The following is an 18,428-nucleotide window of genomic DNA, read 5'->3' as shown; positions in this document are numbered from 1 at the left end:
TTAGATGACAAGAATAGTAGGAATAAACAAGCCTGAGCGGTTTGATCTTATTAAAGATATGCTGATTAAATTTCCTTATAAAAACTGGAAAAATCAAAAGGTATTTTCAACCGAACATTCTACATTTGGAATTGTATCGAATACATTGACTGATGAAGAATTTGATAAATTCGAAAAAGAAAAATTTGTTGAACAAAACATTTTTGATGATCACTTTGCTAGAGCAAGGGAAATAAACGGCTCATTAGTATTGGAAAGGGATTATCCAGGGGTTGCTCCACTCTATTTTGGTTATACAAATGATGGAAGTTTAGTTTTCGCATCTGAAATTAAAGCTTTAATTGGAATAACGCACAAAATTAATGAGCTAAAACCAGGAAGCATTTTTCAAGACAATAAAATTAACTCGACAGATGTAGTAAATACTGATAATGTTTTTTTAGAATTAGACGAAATCTCGATTGGCAAAAAATTAAAAGATTTAATTGAACAAACAATTTCAAAAAGAATTTATAAAGGAAAGATTGGCTCATGGTTGAGCGGCGGTTTGGATTCAAGTATCATTGCAAAAATCGTAAGCAAATTTTATCCGGATTTATATACATTCAGTGGAGGACTTAAAGGTTCATCTGATTTGCAATATGCTTCTTTAATGGCTGAACATTTAAAGACCAAACATTTTGAGATTATTGTTTCAATCGATGAGATATTAAAGGAATTGCCAGAAGTTATTTACGCACTCGAATCTTTTGACGTTTATCTTGTGCGATCGTCAGTGATTAATTATATGATTACTAAGAAAGCATTTGAATACATTGATTATGTCTTCTCTGGAGAAGGAGGAGATGAATTATTTGCAGGGTATTCTTATTTGAAAACTTTTAATCTAAGTGATTTGCCGGCTGAACTAAATGCCCTGATAAATGTTCTGCACAATACTGCACTCCAGCGAGTTGATAGATGCTCAATGTCTTTCGGTGTTCAGGCAATAGTACCTTTTGCTGTTTCTGAAATAATAAAGTTTGCAGTTAAAATTCCACCAGAATTAAAAATTAAAAATGGAATTGAAAAATGGATTTTGAGAAAAGCCTTTGAGGATGTTTTGCCTGATAAAATTATTAAACGAAAGAAAGAAAAATTCTGGGAAGGTTCAAATGTAAAGAATTTGATTTCTGAATATGCGGATTTTAAAATTTCAGATGAAGAATTCAGATCTCAGAGAAAAACAAAATCGAATTCAGTTTTAAGATCAAAAGAAGAATATTTTTATTACAAGATTTTTACTGAATGTTTTGGTGAAATTGAGAACTTCGATTGAGTTGGATTTTAAAATATTAGTAATTCTAAAATCGCCTGAATTAAAAAATAAAATCTTAGCTTGAAAATGTTTACTCTGAAATTTTATTTAAATGTTAGTTCAAGATACAACCAACCAATTGCAATTGAAATAATTGTAATTATCACACCAACTTTCAGGTATTCAACAAATTCCAGTTTTACACCATAACGCTTAGCTGATTCAGCAACAATTAAATTTGCAACTGAACCTAGCAAAGTCAAATTACCCGCAAAAGTTGAAGACATTGCAAGTATCAACCACGCTTTTTCAGGATTAATAAATTGACCAATCAATGGTTTAAAGAGCATTACTGCAGGAACATTGGATACAATATTGCTCAATATTGCTGAAGATACAGCAAAAAGCCCGCTATTGCCTTTTGCTATTGGTTCAATTAAATCAAATAATTTTTTACTCAATGCATTTTTTTCAATTGAACCTGTAATTATAAAAAGGCTTGCAAAGAAAACTAACAACGACCAATCAATTTCTATAAAAACTCTTTGTGGTTTTAATCTACGGGTAACGAGCAGAATTGAAGCCGACGTAAGTGCAGAAAGTGGAAGAGGAAAATTTAGAATGATCATCCCAACAAAGATAAATCCAGCGACAATACACTTTACAAAAAGAGGCTTATAAATTCTGAAATTAAATTCAGGAAATTGTTCAAAATTTTCCTTCTTGAATTCACTTTTGTAAATCAGAATTATAATGATGTAAAGAATAAGCAGACTTAATATTGATGGTATAATTAAAGCTCCAGTAAATTTCAGAAATGGGATTTTTGAGCTCATTCCAATTATCATATTTTGAGGATTTCCAATTATCGTAGCAGCGGAACCAATATTTGCTGAAGCGGCAAGTGCGATTAAATAGGGAATTGGATTTCTTTTCAATGAGATGGCAATCTCAACAATCAAAGGTGTAAGCATAATGCAGATTGTGTCGTTAAGAAAAATGGCAGATAAAATTCCCGAGGAGAAAATTATTAAAATCAGCAATTGTCCCGGTGATTTTGAAAAATGAATTATCTTCGATGCAACCAGTTGGAAAAAACCTGATATACCTAAGTTAACATTTATAATCATCATTCCAAGCAGAAGTGTAATCGTATCTAAATCAATTGACCGATAAGCATCATCGAGTGAAATTGCCCCAGTTAAAACCAAAAATGTTGCACCGACAAGTGAGATTGTTGCTCGATTCATCCTGAGCTTTGGAAGACTTCCAATAGCAATTCCCGTAAGTGTGATGATTGTAATTGTGGTTGTTAAAAAAAGCTTGTAATCTATTTTCTGAAGAAATTCGAACATTACATTTCTATCCAATTTTTAATCAACTCATCACCAAATTTGGTTAAGATAGACTCTGGATGAAATTGTACTCCTTCGATTGGAAAGTGTTTGTGTCTAATTGCCATTATTTCATTGTCATCACTTTTTGCCGAGATTTCGAATTCCTCTGAAAGTGATTTTTCATCAATGACGAGAGAATGATAACGAGCGGCTAAGAATTTTTCCGGCAAATTCCTGAAAATTGTTTTTCCATCGTTTTTAATCTCTGATGTTTTACCGTGCAAAATATTTTTTGCTCTAATAATCTTTGCTCCAAATAAGTAACCGATTGCTTGATGTCCAAGACAAACTCCAAGAATCGGGATTTGCTTATTAAATTCTTTTATTGCAATAAGCGAGCCTTTGGAATTTTCGGGTCTTCCCGGTCCAGGTGAAATTAAAATTTTAGAGGGATTGATTTTTTGTATCAATTCGGAATTTATTTCATCATTCTTCAAAACAATATAATTTGCATTAAACTTAGCAAGTTGTTGAACAAGGTTGAAAGTGAAAGAATCGTAATTATCTATAACTAAGATCATTTAGTTTCTAAGATTTGTTTGTAATCTCTTTAAGATTTTTTACGACGGTTTCAATTTCTTCTCTTGTATTGTAAAAATGCGGTGAAAATCTCAGATATCCTTCTCTCACTGAAATATGAATTTTCCTTTGCTTTAATTGTTGAAAAACATTTTCAGGATTATCAACTTTAATGCTGACAATTCCAGACATTTGATAATCTTTATCGGGTTTGAAGAGAAAATAAAATTGATCTGTTTCGAGAAGGTTAATTAAATATTTTGTGTTTTCAATTATCTCTTTCTCAATTTCATTTATTCCGAGTGAGATAAAAAATTTTATATTCGGATTCAGCGATACAATTCCAGCATAGTTTAATGTTCCGTTTTCAAAGCGGTGAGCAGTCTCATCAAGTTCAAGTTTGTAGTCAAGAATATTCCAGGCATCTTTAACGCTCAACCATCCTACATATTTTTGATTGATTTTATCCTGAAGTTCTTTTGAAACATAAACGATGGTAGTCCCTTCAAGTCCAAGAAACCATTTCTGAATTCCCGAAGCTAAAAAGTCAATGTTCATTCTTTGAACATCGATGTTTACAACTCCAAACGATTGAATTGCATCTACTGCGAAAATTATCCCATTTTCTTTGCAGAGTTTTCCAATTTGTTCAAGATCTGCTCGATATCCACTTAAAAATTGTATGTGACTTATTGAAAGGAGTTTTGTTTTATCCGTGATATTTTTTCTAATCTCATCAAATATGATTTTACCATTTTTTGTTGGAAGTATTTTTACTTTCACGCCTTGCTTTTCAAGGTTCAAAAAAGGATAAACATTGGCAGGAAATTCAATATCAAAGAGAATAATTTCATCGTCTTTGTTCCATTGTAGTCCCTGAGCTAAGAGATTCATCGCATTTGAAACATTATCGACAAATGCAATTCGATCAGAGGTTGTATTGATAAATTTTGCGACTAATTCTTTTGTTTCTTTTGTAATGGCTAAAATTTCGTTGTAATTATCAATTGAATCTTCACTTCTTTGTTCAAGATATTTATTAATTGCTTTGACTGTGAAATCAGGAATTGGTCCTGTCGATGCGTGATTGAAATAAATCATTCCATTATTAAGATAAGTGAAATGCTTTCGAACTTCGTCTTTGTTTATCATAAATTTCTCATTATTTACTCAAAGATATAAATTCGTTTACAATCACTCTAAACATCATTTGATATATTTGCAAGCAAAAGAAGGAAATTAAAGATGAAAATAGCTTTACTCGATGCATTTTCAGGACTTAGCGGAGATATGATGATCGGTGCTTTTATATCGGCCGGGTTGCCGTTTGAGTATTTGCAGTCAGAATTGAAAAAATTGAATCTGGGCGGTTACGAATTATCGACTTCGAGTGTTCAAAAGAAATCTATCACCGCTGTAAAATTTGATGTAAAAATTTTAGATCAAAATTATCATAAAAACAATAAAGAACATCATCAAACAAATGAGCACCATCACGAACATCATCACACTACAAATGCACACAAGCATGCAGAACATCACCATCACCATGAAACCAGGACATATTCTGAAATTATGGATTTAATTAACTCAAGTTCATTGAATGAAAATGTTAAAGATATTTCGAAAAAAATATTCACCATCATTGGCGAAGCTGAAGCGAAAATTCATAATGTAAAACTTGATGATGTTCATTTTCACGAAATTGGCGCAATTGATTCGATTGTTGATATTGTTGGCTGTGCAATTGGACTTGATTATTTCAGCATTAAAAAAGTTTATACTTCAATAGTTCCTCTTGGACGAGGATTTGTTGAAACTCAACATGGCAGAATGCCAATCCCGGCACCAGCCACAATCGAAATACTCAAAGAATATCCTGTGACATTTGTTGATTTACCATTTGAGTTAACAACTCCAACTGGTGCTGGAATCATCAAAGCTCTTTCAAGCGGATTGATGAGTGATAAGAAAGTAAAAATCTCAAATATTGGTTATGGTGCAGGCAGCAAAGATATACCGCAGCTTCCAAACTTGTTTAGAATTTTAATTGGTGAATTTGTCGAAGGTTATTCAGTAGATGATTCTTACATTATTGAAACAAACATTGATGATATGAATCCAGAATTTTATCCATTTGTGATTGAAAAACTTCTTGAAGCAGGTGCACATGATGCTTATTTAATTCCTGTTATTATGAAAAAGGGCAGACCTGGAATTGTTTTATCAACTCTGTGCGAATCTTCAAAAGTTGATGAAGTTTTGAGAATTATTTATCGTGAAACAACAACTCTTGGTGTTCGCATCATTAAAATTGATCGAAGAAAACTTAACAGAGATATTGAATTCGTCGAGACTAAATTTGGAAAAGTAAAAGTAAAGGTTGTCGTTACCGAACACGGCAAAAAATACATCCCCGAATTTGAAGAGTGCAAAAAAATCTCCATTGAAAAAGGAATTCCAATCGCAGAAGTTTATAATCAAATATTAAAGCTTAATGATTAATCAAAACTTTTAATTGAATTCGCTAGATCATTGATGCAATGGAATGAGAAATCAATGTTTTAGAAGTCAGATAAAATCTCAAAAAGAAAAATTGATATGTATAAGATTTTTATTTTTACCGTTCTAATTTTTTTCCTTCAACTTTCAACGATAAACTGTAAAGGGAATATCAAAATGTCAGAACAAACAAAAAATAAAAATGAATTGAACTACGAACTTGCAACTTTTGGAGGAGGATGTTTCTGGTGTACCGAAGCTGTTTTCAAACAAATTGATGGCGTGATTGAAACAGAAGTCGGTTATGCCGGTGGTGATGTTGAAAATCCGACTTACGAACAGGTTTGCACTGGTAAAACAGGTCATGCCGAAGTTTGTCAAATTAAATTTGATCCCGAAAAAATTTCTTACAATGAGCTGCTCGAGATTTTTTTCAAAACTCATGATCCAACTACATTAAATCGTCAGGGTGCAGATGTTGGAACACAATACCGCTCAGTTATTTTTTATCACAATGAAACTCAAAAAAATCTTGCTATAGAATTTATCAAAAAACTTGAGCGGGAAGGAGTATTCTCTAAGCCGATTGTGACTCAAGTTGAACCGCTCAAAAATTATTACAGAGCTGAAGAATATCACCAAAATTATTTTGAAAAAAATCCTTACAGCACTTATTGCATTTTTGTTGTTGCACCTAAGGTTGAGAAAACAAAAAAAATCTTTCAGAATAAGTTAAAATAATCAAGCTTAATCAGTTAGACCTTGCTTTTTCCCTGTAGCTATTGAATATCTTTTGATTGTCATTTAAATTTTTTTAAAAAAGTGGAGGGTAAAAAATGAAAGGGCTAACAAATTATTTAATTTTTATTTTGCTTCTTCTCTGTTTTAATCAAAAACTTTCAGCTTATGGTCAATCACCTCGGTTTAATCCAACTATTTATAAAAAATACAAATCAATTTCTCTGCAAATGGAAAAATTAAAATCCAGTCATCTGAATAATTACACTTTTACAAAACGACCATCCAATAAATCAAATTTGCAAAATGAATTTATTACTGCTAAGGAGAGGCTTGATACTGCAATTTATTATGCAAAGCAATTTGCATTGGACAGCGAATTACGAGCTATTTTATTAAATGAATTTGCATCAACTACTCCTATGGGAGATTCAATTGATGGTAAATCCTTATTCATCAGTTATTATTTTTATTCAAATCAAAAAGGGAATTTTGTAGTTAATTGTGCAAGCGCTTTTGCATATTTAGATACCTCTATTGTTAATTTCCCATTTACGGGTGGAACACTTGCAATTACACGTAATTTTATTGACAGCGATTCAGTTTCATTGATTGCTGAAGCTAACGGCGGTTATCGATTTAGATCGGAAGAGGGAACATCAACTTCAATTTTTTATGAATTACGAAATTTATCGAACGAAGATTTGTTCTTCCCTGATACAAGCAATATTTATTGGAAGGTTACATACTATAAAGCCGATACGAGTTATAATCCACGCGGATTTTTAACTTTTTATATAAATCCAACTGATGGAAATATAGCTAGGAAATTTCAAGGTGATTTTAATCCTGTAACAATTAAAGAAAAATTTGAGAATGTTGACTCAGTTGCAAAAGCCAATTATCCTGATGCAAAACTAATGTATGCTTTAGGTTTTTTAACTTCAGACTTTGATGGAAGATCTTGGGCTAATTCTTATGGTTATTTATCTCAGGATACTATAAAGTTTACAGTAAATTTATTCTTTGGTGTTCCGGTTCTGGATGATACTTCAGGCTGGCTATTTGAGGATTTTGAATTCAATAAACAATTGGAACTTAATTCATATTTGGACAGCGATACTCTATTTGCAATTGGTGAGTTAAATGGTGGCAAAGCTTTTCGTGAAACTTACCAGTTAATTTCTGGGGGTTACCTCTATTCGCAATCGTTTTTTGATACTTCGTATGTTCGTTTTCATTCAATTTATAATGGAGTGGATTCAACTACAGGATATGAGAAAAATTTATTTCTATTGATTGATCCTGTTACGGGTAACTTCATTACTTCGATTTTACTTAAAAATGAATCAAAAATTGTTACCATTCCGAATAATTTCATACTTTATCAGAATTATCCAAATCCATTCAATTCAGCGACAAAAATTAAATATTACATTCCCATTTCAGGAAATGCTTCGATTAAGATTTATGATTTGTTAGGAAGAGAATTAAAAACTTTAGTCTCGGGTTACCATACAGCTGGCGAGTATGAAATTACATTTGATGCGGGAAAATTATCTTCAGGAATTTACTTTTATGAACTTAAAACTGAAAAATCAACTTTAGTTAAGAAAATGGTCTTGTTGAAGTAAAGAATTAAAAATCGTTTTTCTAAACAAAGCTCATCGGGTTTTGAAAAAATTTTTGTCATTCCTATCACCCGATGAGCTTTATTATTTTATTATAAGAAGTTTAAATATTTCTCTTCTCTGGTTGATTAAAATTTCAGTGAAATAAATCCCGCTTGTTAACTTGTCAGTTTCAAAATTTAGTTCGTAGTTACCCGCTTCGCTATGCTCATTGTAAATGTCAAGCAAATTTTCCCCGAGTAAGTTATATATCTTAAAAAAGATCTTATAAGTAGAACTCAAATCTGATTTTTGAATTTCATATTTGATTTTTACTTTGCCATTTGTTGGATTTGGGTAAGGCTGATATATTTTAATAAACTCAGATTTATTTTTTTGATTTTCAACTCTGGTGACTTTTTTCAATTTGTAAATTCTGCCTTCGTATCCAACCACATAAATTTCGTTTTGATCATCAATTCCAAATGAACTTATTGCTTGAGGGCAAGTAGCGATTAGTTCATTAACGGGAGTTGATGAACCGTCGTAGGTCAACGCCCAAATTTTTTTTGAACCGAAATCGCCGTAAATATATTTCCCGGTTAATTCTGGGAATTGATTTCCACGATAAACATAACCGCCAGTTATTGAAATCCCTTCGATGTGAGAATATTCATAAATCGGAAAAATGTAAGAACCTGAGCAACCCGATAGATTATATGGGTGATTGCCCTCATAACATCGCCAACCATAGTTACCGCCATTCTCAATTATATCAATTTCTTCCCAATCATATTGACCGACATCGGCGCACCATAATTTGTTTGTGACTTGATCGAAGCTAAATCTCCACGGATTTCTTAAACCGTAAGCATAAATTTCTTTTTTTATATTTGGATCAGGAGAATTTGCAAAGGGATTATCAGCGGGTATTGCATAATTTAATGGAGCTTGTCGATTGTTTACATCAATTCTTAAAATTTTCCCGAGTAGATTAGTCAAGTTTTGCGCATTGTTTTGTGGGTCACCAGCTGAGCCTCCATCTCCGGTTGCAATGTAAAGATATCCATCAGGTCCAAACGCTAAACATCCGCCATTATGATTTGAGTAAGGTTGATTAAATGTCATCAAAATTAATTCAGAATTTTTATCAGCTGAATCGGGATTTGTTGGTGGAACTCTAAATCTCGATATCACAGTTCTCCTTGGATTGTTCGCAGTATAATTAACATAAAAATATCCATTTGAAGAGAACTGAGGATGAAATGCGAGTCCAAGCAAACCCATCTCACCACCCCAAGAAACTCTATCACTTATATCTAAAAAAACTTTCTTAGTTGTGGTGTTTCTATCATTTACAAATACAATTATTCGTCCTTGCTGCTCTACAACAAAAAGGCGATTTGTTCCATCACGAGGAGATTGTAAATCAACAGGATTTGAAAAAGTTAAATACGGAAAGGCTTCTTCGAGCGAGAAACTTGTTGATTTGGTTTCATTGCAAGAAGCAATTACAAATGTTAAGATTAAAATTGTGAAAATTTTTTCAATCATATTTGAACCCGCTGTTTGTTGTTAATGCAATTTTGTGATAATTATTGCAATTAATCAATATAATTTTTGTTGGCAATGGAGATAACCATAATTCAACCTTAATAATAAAAAGATGCTGGGAACGTAAAACAAATGATATTATGGAATCTGACTTTGTAGAGACAAAAAATTTTTATTAACAGGTTGGATTTTTAAGATACTTTAATCAAGAAAAAAATTTTTTGAAAAAGATAATAACTATCTAATCGAACTATAACCACCAAGAATACCTTTCTTTGATAAAACAATTTGCCAAAGTTGATTTTTCCTTGCACGAAATGCACCAGCACATGAGAGTAAAAAATACTCCCACATTCTGTAAAATCGCTCGCCATACTTATCCTTTAGTTTATGCCAGTTGTTTTTAAAATTATTATACCAAGCCATTAAAGTTTTATCATAATCGGCACCGAAATTATGAACATCTTCGATTACAAATAGATTTTCTACAGTTTTAGAAATTTGGGCAAGAGATGGCAGCATTCCATTTGGGAAAATGTATTTATGTGTCCAGGCATCTGTAGATTTAGTTGATATATTTGAACCAATTGTGTGAAGGAGAAAGATGCCGTCATCTTTTAAATTTTTTGCCGCAATTTTGAAATACTCTCTATAATTTTTATAGCCAACATGTTCAAACATTCCAATTGAAACGATTCGATCAAACTTCTCATTTACTTCACGATAATCTTGCAGACGAATTTCAACTGGTAAACCGTCGCATAATTCTTTGGCGAGTTTTAATTGCTCTTTTGAAACGGTAATGCCAACGACTTCAACTCCATACTTTTCAGCTGCATATTTTGCGAAAGCACCCCAGCCGCATCCGATATCAAGAACACGCATGCCTGGTTTTAGATAAAGCTTTTTACAAATAAGTTCGAGTTTATTTTCCTGTGCTTCATCTAAGTTAGTTGCATCTTTCCAGTAGGCGCAACTGTAATTCATTCGTTTATCGAGCATATTCTGAAAAAGATCATTACCAAGGTCATAATGTTTTTCTCCTATTATAAAAGCGCGTTTTCTCGATTGCATATTGATGAGATAAAAACCTGAAAGTTGTAACGCGACTTTTAAATTTCGTTTTATTTTATCCTGTAAATCAGCGCGTAAGATTCTGAAAATCATTTCATCGAGTTTTTCTACATCCCACCACTTGTCCATATATGATTCGCCAAGCCCGAGTTCGACTTCTGTTATAACGCGTTTATAAAATCTTTCGTCGTGGACTTGAATATCCCAAGGATTGTTGCCGTTAATTCGGATTCCAGCGAGTTCAAGTAATTGCTGAACAATTGTTTTATATCTGCTGCTTTTCATTTTTAATCCCCCTTATTAAAAAAATGTTTTCTTTATAAAATTAAATTAATTGGCATAATAATGTAAAATTATTATTTGAATAAAATTCATCAGGATTTTTTAACCTTGAATGCTCTCCTTGTAAAAATTAAATTGCATTAGATATGACTAACCACAAATATTGGATGAGTTATGAGCTTTTCAAATCTTAAAGAATTTATCGAAGAACTAAAATCAGAAAAAGAGTTATTAATAATTGAAGAACCAGTCGATCCTGTTCTTGAAGTAACAGAAATAGCCCATCGTGCTTTGTTGATGAACAAACCTGCTTTGCTCTTCACTAAACCAATTGGCTCAAAATATCCTTTGTTGATGAATATTTATGCTTCTGATAGAAGAATCGAACTTGCGTTGCAAAAAGATCCAGATGAACTTGGGTATGAACTTCTGAAGTTTGCTGAAATTTTAGTCCCGCCAAAATTCAATGAGATTTTGAAACGAAAAGAAATGTTAAAACGAGTTTTATCAACTTTCCCTAAATCTGGTGGAAGATATTCTCAAGCTCAAGAGATTCCAGTAAGATTAAGTGATTTACCTGTTTTGAAGTGCTGGCCTCAGGATGGCGGAAGATTTATAACTCTTCCACAGGTTTTTACTTATGATCCAAGAACAGGCAAACGAAATGTTGGAATGTATCGAATGCAGGTCTTTGATGATGCAACTACTGGAATGCACTGGCAAATTCAAAAAGGCGGCGGATTTCATTATTATCAGGCAGAAAAACTTGGTAGAGATTTACCAGTTGCTGTTGCACTTGGAACTGATCCAGCAATGCTCTTTGCGACAATTGCTGCACTTCCAGAAAATATAGATGAAGTAATGTTAGCTGGATTTTTAAGAGGTAAAAGAACTCCAATGATCAACGCTAAATCAATTAAAATCAAAGTTCCTGCAAATGCTGAGTTTGTTCTTGAAGGAATTGTTCCAGCAAATTTCAGGAGGATGGAAGGCCCATTTGGAGATCATTTTGGACATTATTCTGCTGCTGCTGAATTTCCAATCTTTCAAATAAGAAAAATTACGACTGCTAAAGATCCTATCTATCCTGCAACTATTGTTGGCATTCCTCCAATGGAAGATAAATTTCTTGGTGATGCAACTCAGAAAATTCTTGGCCCGTTAATAAAATTGATCCATCCTGAGATTGAATCGCTCTGGGCTTACTATGAAGCAGGATTTCATAACCTGCTCGTTGTTTCTGTTGATGAAAGATATCACAAAGAAGCGGTGAAGACTGCTCTCAGCATTATGGGTGAAGGACAACTTTCTTTAACCAAATGTGTAATTCTTGTTGACAGAGGAATAAATCCAAGAGACTTTCGAGCTGTATTACGAGAAATTAAAAGGAACTTTGATCCCCATTATGATTTCGTAATGATACCAAAAGTACCTTTAGATACACTGGATTTCACGAGCTTCAAAATGAACCTCGGAAGCAAAATGGTAATTGATGCAACAAGTAAAATTGAAAATAAGGAACTAAAAACGACCAAAGGACTCGAGTTTGAACAAATTAAAAAAATATTACTAAAAACAAATCCAACAATTCGTGATATAAACACTTACGAAGATACTTTACTCGTTTTCCAGGTTGAAAAAAATGGAAGAGAGACAATTGAAAAACTTGTCGCACAAAAAGAATTGAGTTCTTTTAAAATTATTGCTGCTGTAAGTGAAGATGTTGATGTCTTTAATCAGGAAAAAACAATCTGGGGCATTTTTACCCGATTTGACGCAGAAAGAGATATTGTTTTTACAGAACAAAAATTAATTGGAATAAGTCCGATTTATGAAGGAATTTTGGGAATCGATGCGACCTGGAAACAAGGTTATCCCGAGCCTTTACGAATGGAAGAAAATATTATTAAGAAAGTTGATGAGAAATGGCTGAAACTATTCAAGGTTTAATCTGAATTATTTAGTTATATTTGAATTAAGGAGAATATTGAGCAACAGCTGTGGTATTGCTTTAATCTGAATTATTTAGTTATATTTGAATTGGTAGATTAAGTCTGAAAATTATTTTTCATCTAATCGGAATAATCAATGATATTAAAATTATTTGCCCTCCTTTTAGTTTCAACTTCATTATTAGCCCAGAGCGGTTTGGAGCAATATTTCGAATCAAGTGATTATTATTTTAATCGTCAGTTATTAAATCCATATGGAATGAAAAATTTAAAAGATATAACTCCAGTATTAGTTGAAAATATCTTTGCTAATATGATTATAAATCCAGCTAGACTAACGGAACTTGAGAGTAAGTATTATTTTTACATTGATTACCGTGGGGAGAGAAAAGAGGCTGATTTATATGATTATCCTGTAATACCCCTTGATCAAATGCCCGAGATTATCCCCGAAGGTCGAGTAATTTATCCTCTACATTATTTCCCTACAACCAGATTAGAGCCTGAGCCTAGATTTTCATTCGGTTTTATTACAAATCCAGTTGAGTTTTTATCAGGAAAATTATTTGTGGGGTTGACTTATCAAAATATAAGAAGGTATGATTCTTTTGTTGATTTAATTTATCCGATTCTGATGGAAAAATCTTATCAGACTTCTTCCACGGAAAATAACGAAATGAAATTTAAAGGGGATATTTTTTCTTTCTTTGCAGGATATAAAATAAATGAAAAATTTTCAGCAGGCTTTAGTTTTAATGGAATAAATTATTCAAGAATAGGTTTAAGGTATCGCGCAAATAATCATCAGGATACAGACTATGTGGGAGAATATCTGGAGGATATTGACAAGGATCAAGATTATAATCATCAAGATTATACTTTTGGCTTAAGTTATTCACTAAATGAAAAAACAAAGATCGGAATTAAAACTGGTTTACTTGCTGGAAAAGTTAATCAACCATTTAATAGTGTTAATAAATACTTTTATCAAACAGGTATTCCTGATGTTTCTAATTTTTGGGATTATTCCAGCTATTATTCGAAACTTGATCGTAATTTCGACAACGATGGAAAGTTGTATTATTCAGGATTTGATTTTTCGAGTTATATAAAAGATAATTTGAAGGTATTTGGTTACTTTAATTATTTAAGCGGTAAATTTGACTTCAATGGAAATCGCAAACAATATGATACAAACTTTGTCTATAATAAATCATTTTACACAAATGAAAATTACTGGATTAAAAACTTACAAGATTATCGGCAAATTTCTTTTTCAAAACTAACTGGATTTGAAAAGAGGAAAGAATATAACGGCTTTATTGGATTAAGAATTGACATCTCACCGAAAGTTAATCTTGCAATTGGTGCTTTTTACTCTGAGAAATATTCGGAAATTATTTCTAATGAGCCACTTAATATCAGCAGAACAAGTAGAACAATTTGGATGACAAATAATTCTCAATTATCATATTATCCGATGGATAGTTCCAGATACAGTTATTTCGAAGATGCTCAAGTTGAATTAGAAAGAAAAACGATGGATTATCTCTATCAAATACCACTTTTATTCAATGTAAAAGTTGGTGACTATGGAGAGTTAATGTTTCTTTTGAATCAATTGACTGGCGGTGGGAAATACGAAGAAAATTTTGTTTATAGGATAAGAAATAGAACCGTAGTTCATAATGATTCTACGTATCAAGAAATTGGAACAGTGGTATCAAGTAAAAATTCGGGTTATAAAAACTCTATTTACGAAGCCAATGCAATTTGTGGATTTAAGGTTTTTCTCTCATCAAATTTTACCTTAAATGTTTTAATAGATCCTGATCTATTTTCTCAAATGCGTATAGCCCAGTGGTGGATGAGTCTGGAGGGGAAATTTTAGTTCCAAAATCTTAGTGTTTTAATTTACAATCCCTTAATTCTCTGTCAAATAATTTCAAACCTTCCACTTGACAAAAAAATATTTTTTCCTTAAAGTGTAATAGAAATTTCAATTAAATTTATTTTGAAACAATGGTTACAGATAATTTTAATGAAAATGAACTTGTAGATCTTTTCATTTCACTTTCCAAGATTGAGGGGCTATCGAAAAACGAGAGGGAAGTTTCAGAGTTTATTAAAGAATTTATCAGTCAGTTTAATCTTAAAGTTTTTGAAGATGATGCATTTCAAATTGATGGGGGCAATTCTGGAAATTTGATCTGTGAAATTAATGGTGGTGGTGATTTTGTTTTGCTTTCTCATATGGATACAGCCAGATCAACAAAGAATTTATCACCAATAATTCAAAATGGTAAAATAACTTCAGACGGTAGATCAATCCTCGGTGCCGATAATCGTGCAGGCATTTCGGCAATCCTTTATGCCTTAAAAAAATCAATTGAAAATGGAAGAAAAATTAAACCGTTCACAATAGCTTTTACTATTTGTGAAGAAACGACTCTGAGCGGTTCAAGATTTCTAAAATTGAGAAATAATATTAAAATGGGTTTCGTTTTCGATTCTCATTTAGATCCTGGTAATTTCATAATCAAGTCTCCTGGTGCTTTAATGTTCAAAGTCAATATCGAAGGAAAAGCATCGCATGCTGGTATTGAACCAGAAAAAGGCATCAATGCAATTGAAGTAGCTGCTAAGGCAATTTCAAGGATTAAGCAAGGAAGAATTGAAGAAGAAACAACTTTGAATATCGGAAAAATCTCTGGTGGTGAAGCTACGAATGTGGTTCCGGAATTGGTAATAATTGAAGGTGAAATTAGATCTTTTGATTCTTCGAAAGTCGATAGTTTGATTCTTACAGTAAAAAATATTTTTGAAAATGAAGCAAAAAGCTTTGGGGCTAAAATTTATTTTAATTTTAGTTGGGATTTCAAACCATATCAGATTAAACCTGAATGGGATGTTTATAAAAGAATTGTAGATGCGATTTCAAAAGCAGGTTTAAAACCAGAAGAAAAAATCTCATTTGGCGGCAGCGATGCAAATTCATTAAACGAGAAAGGCATACCAACAATAAATATCGGAATCGGAGCTAAAAATCCGCATAGCAATAATGAATACATTTTAATTGAACATTTAGTTCAAGCATCGAAAATAGCTTATCATTTAATGAACTATGATTAAAAGTAAAATCAAATTAATTGTTTTACTTTTTCTCTTTTTTCTGGAAAGTTTCTTCGCTCAACCAAAAGGGTATCTTATCATAATTGGTGGTGGTAATCGAACTGACGAAATTATGACAAAAATACTTGAACTTAGTAAAGCTGATTCCAGAGTTTTGATTATTCCCAATGCTTCAAGTGAGCCATTAATTACGGGTGAAAGATTGAAAAAAGAGTTTCAAGCACTCGGCTTTAAAGATGTTCTTGTGTTTTATGGCGATAGAGAAAAGGCAAATGATGAAGGATTCATTAAGCAGTTCAAAAATTGTAATGTTGTTTTCTTTTCGGGCGGAGATCAGAATTTATTAACCAGAGATTTGCTTAATACATCACTTTTAGAATTGATAAAGAGTATTTACAAAAGTGGTGGTGTTGTAAGTGGAACAAGCGCAGGTGCTGCTGTAATGAGTAAAATTATGATTACCGGGGATGAATACAGAAACAAGGATTCCTCAAATCCTTTTAATTGTATTGAAGCTGAGAACATAATTACATCCGAAGGATTTGGTTTCATTGAAAATTCTATTATTGATCAACACTTTATTAAAAGAAAAAGGTTAAATAGACTAATTAGTGTTGTTCTTGAAAATCAAGATAAACTTGGAATTGGTATTGATGAGTCTACTGCGATTGTTGTTTATCCAGATCAAACCTTTGAAGTAATAGGGGAAAGTCAGGTAATCGTCTTTGATCCAACTAAGTCAACACAGGTAACTAAAAATCAAAGCAATAAACTTAGTGGCTCTAATATCTTAATGCACATCCTGGTATCTGGACAAAAATTTGATCTTAAATCAAAGAGTGTTGTAAAGTGAAAACCAACTATAAATTCAAATTAAGAGTACCAAATACTTATTTGCTCATTTTTTCATTGCTGGTATTTATAGCAATATTAACCTGGGTAATTCCTGGCGGTAAATATGAAAGAACTTTAGTCAATGGGCGTGAGGTAGTTGTTCCTGGTTCTTTTAAATATGTAGAGAGCAATCCTCAGGACTTATTTGATCTTTTCATTGCACCATTAAAAGGATTTAAAGAAGCCGCCTTGATAATTGGATTCATTCTTTTTGTTGGTGGTGCTTTTAATGTTCTGACAAGCACTGGTGCAATTGATGCTTTTATTAAAAGACTTCTTTTAATGCATAATAAATCTCCTATAATGCGTGCAGCATTTATTCCTATACTTGTTATTCTTTTCTCTTTTGGTGGGGCGACATTCGGAATGAATGAGGAGATAATTCCTTTCGTTTTGATACTGGTTCCAATTGCACTAGCATTAGGATATGATTCGATTGTTGGTGTTGCAATTCCGCTTATTGGTGCTCACATAGGATTTGCAAGTGCTTTCTTAAATCCATTTAATGTAGGAATTGCTCAGGGGATTGCTGAGCTCCCCTTGTTCTCTGGTCTGAGTTATAGAGTCTTCTGCTGGATAATCTCAACTACAATTGCAATAATTTTTATCACTTATTATTCGAGAAAGGTTTATAAAAATCCATCCATTAGTCCAGTATTTGATATTGATCAGGAAAGAAAACTTAACGAAACGAATTTAGAATTGAATTCGGAAGAAAAATTGACACTAAGACATAAACTTGTTCTGTTAATCTTTGTTCTTAGTTTAGCTGGACTTGTAATTGGAGTTATAAAATTCAAATGGTTCATTGAAGAAATTTCTGCTTTGTTTGTGATTATGGGAGTACTTGCAGGAATTTTTGGTGGATTAAAGACAGATAAAATTGTTAATTCATTCATCAATGGTGCAAAAGATCTGGTGGGTACGGCCATAATTGTTGCTTTAGCTAGAGCAACTCTGGTTATTTCAAGAGATGCTCATATAATTGATACAATTTTATATGGACTGACACCATTTGTTGAATCTTCCTCTCCAATTTTTTCTGCACAGAAAATGTTTATAGTTCAAGCAATAATTAATTTCTTTGTTCACAGTGGAAGTGGACAGGCTGCACTTACAATGCCAATTATGGCTCCGCTTGCTGATTTAACAGGTGTATCAAGACAAACAGCAATACTAGCCTTTCAATTTGGTGAATACACAAATATCATTATTCCAACTTCGGCGGTTACGATGGGTGCTCTAACAATGGCTAAAGTGCCCTGGGAAAGATGGGCAAAATTGGTTTTGCCTTTAATGGTAATATTATTCTTGTTGGGATTTATTCTCTTAATTCCACCATTTTTAATTAACTATCAATAATAAAACAAATGGAGGTGCGATGAAAAAAATTCTACTAACTAGTCTCCTGCTTTTGATAGGAGTTCAATTTCACGAGCTTTTAGCTCAGAGTTTTTAAACCGGTAGTATCGGAGTG

Annotated in this window: 14 protein-coding genes; 9 read left to right on the top strand and 5 right to left on the bottom strand. The window is 32.4% G+C overall.

Features of this window, described 5'->3' with window-relative positions:
* The first annotated feature begins 4 nt into the window (after positions 1–4).
* Positions 5–1,318: an asparagine synthase gene (locus HPY57_11915; GenBank protein ID NPV12482.1), complete on the top strand. Its 1,314-nt coding sequence runs from the start codon at positions 5–7 to the stop codon at positions 1,316–1,318.
* 83 nt (positions 1,319–1,401) lie between these two features.
* On the opposite strand, the gene HPY57_11910 is transcribed toward HPY57_11915, so the two are convergent.
* The 3 genes from HPY57_11910 to HPY57_11900 are packed head-to-tail and all read right to left on the bottom strand — an operon-like array spanning position 1,402 to position 4,365.
* On the bottom strand, positions 1,402–2,652 hold the full coding sequence (locus HPY57_11910) for an anion transporter (protein ID NPV12481.1): 1,251 nt from the start codon (positions 2,650–2,652) through the stop codon (positions 1,402–1,404).
* A complete protein-coding gene (locus HPY57_11905) occupies positions 2,652–3,215 on the bottom strand; it encodes an aminodeoxychorismate/anthranilate synthase component II (protein ID NPV12480.1) in 564 nt (187 codons plus the stop codon). Before HPY57_11905 ends, HPY57_11910 begins: the two co-directional genes overlap by 1 nt.
* A 7-nt stretch (positions 3,216–3,222) precedes the next feature.
* Positions 3,223–4,365: an aminotransferase class V-fold PLP-dependent enzyme gene (locus tag HPY57_11900; protein NPV12479.1), complete on the bottom strand. Its 1,143-nt coding sequence runs from the start codon at positions 4,363–4,365 to the stop codon at positions 3,223–3,225.
* A gap of 93 nt (positions 4,366–4,458) precedes the next feature.
* Here HPY57_11900 and larC point away from each other — a divergent pair, with 93 nt between their 5' ends.
* The 3 genes from larC to HPY57_11885 all read left to right on the top strand — a co-directional run bounded on the left by larC (position 4,459) and on the right by HPY57_11885 (position 8,087).
* Complete coding sequence (gene larC, locus HPY57_11895; protein ID NPV12478.1) at positions 4,459–5,718, top strand: nickel pincer cofactor biosynthesis protein LarC; 1,260 nt, start codon at positions 4,459–4,461, stop codon at positions 5,716–5,718.
* 96 nt (positions 5,719–5,814) lie between these two features.
* A complete protein-coding gene (gene msrA, locus HPY57_11890) occupies positions 5,815–6,456 on the top strand; it encodes a peptide-methionine (S)-S-oxide reductase MsrA (protein ID NPV12477.1) in 642 nt (213 codons plus the stop codon).
* A 95-nt stretch (positions 6,457–6,551) separates the two neighbouring features.
* On the top strand, positions 6,552–8,087 hold the full coding sequence (locus tag HPY57_11885; GenBank protein ID NPV12476.1) for a T9SS type A sorting domain-containing protein: 1,536 nt from the start codon (positions 6,552–6,554) through the stop codon (positions 8,085–8,087).
* 81 nt (positions 8,088–8,168) lie between these two features.
* On the opposite strand, the gene HPY57_11880 is transcribed toward HPY57_11885, so the two are convergent.
* Both HPY57_11880 and cfa read right to left on the bottom strand, forming a co-directional pair.
* On the bottom strand, positions 8,169–9,617 hold the full coding sequence (locus HPY57_11880; protein NPV12475.1) for a T9SS type A sorting domain-containing protein: 1,449 nt from the start codon (positions 9,615–9,617) through the stop codon (positions 8,169–8,171).
* Between the two features lie 237 nt (positions 9,618–9,854).
* Positions 9,855–10,976 carry a cyclopropane fatty acyl phospholipid synthase gene (cfa, locus tag HPY57_11875; GenBank protein ID NPV12474.1) on the bottom strand — a complete coding sequence of 374 codons (1,122 nt, stop codon included), beginning with the start codon at positions 10,974–10,976 and terminating at the stop codon, positions 9,855–9,857.
* A 171-nt stretch (positions 10,977–11,147) separates the two neighbouring features.
* Between cfa and HPY57_11870 the strand changes: the two genes are divergently transcribed.
* The 5 genes from HPY57_11870 to yfcC all read left to right on the top strand — a co-directional run bounded on the left by HPY57_11870 (position 11,148) and on the right by yfcC (position 18,313).
* On the top strand, positions 11,148–12,923 hold the full coding sequence (locus HPY57_11870; protein NPV12473.1) for a menaquinone biosynthesis decarboxylase: 1,776 nt from the start codon (positions 11,148–11,150) through the stop codon (positions 12,921–12,923).
* A 138-nt stretch (positions 12,924–13,061) separates the two neighbouring features.
* Entirely contained in the window at positions 13,062–14,816 is a 1,755-nt protein-coding gene (locus HPY57_11865) for a hypothetical protein (GenBank protein ID NPV12472.1), read from the top strand.
* Positions 14,817–14,947: 131 nt separating this feature from the next.
* A complete protein-coding gene (locus tag HPY57_11860) occupies positions 14,948–16,057 on the top strand; it encodes a M20/M25/M40 family metallo-hydrolase (GenBank protein ID NPV12471.1) in 1,110 nt (369 codons plus the stop codon).
* A complete protein-coding gene (locus HPY57_11855) occupies positions 16,050–16,910 on the top strand; it encodes a cyanophycinase (protein ID NPV12470.1) in 861 nt (286 codons plus the stop codon). The genes HPY57_11860 and HPY57_11855 overlap by 8 nt, the downstream gene beginning before the upstream one ends.
* The gene (gene yfcC / locus HPY57_11850; GenBank protein NPV12469.1) at positions 16,907–18,313 is read left to right on the top strand and encodes a putative basic amino acid antiporter YfcC; all 1,407 of its coding nucleotides are present in this window, start codon (positions 16,907–16,909) and stop codon (positions 18,311–18,313) included. The genes HPY57_11855 and yfcC overlap by 4 nt, the downstream gene beginning before the upstream one ends.
* Positions 18,314–18,428: the final 115 nt, after the last annotated feature.

This window comes from Ignavibacteria bacterium (assembly GCA_013177855.1).
In the GTDB taxonomy this organism is placed as follows: Bacteria; Bacteroidota; Ignavibacteria; order Ch128b; family Ch128b; genus Ch128b.
The sequence above is the reverse complement of the archived record's forward strand: the minus strand, read 5'-3'. Positions and strand labels throughout refer to the sequence as shown.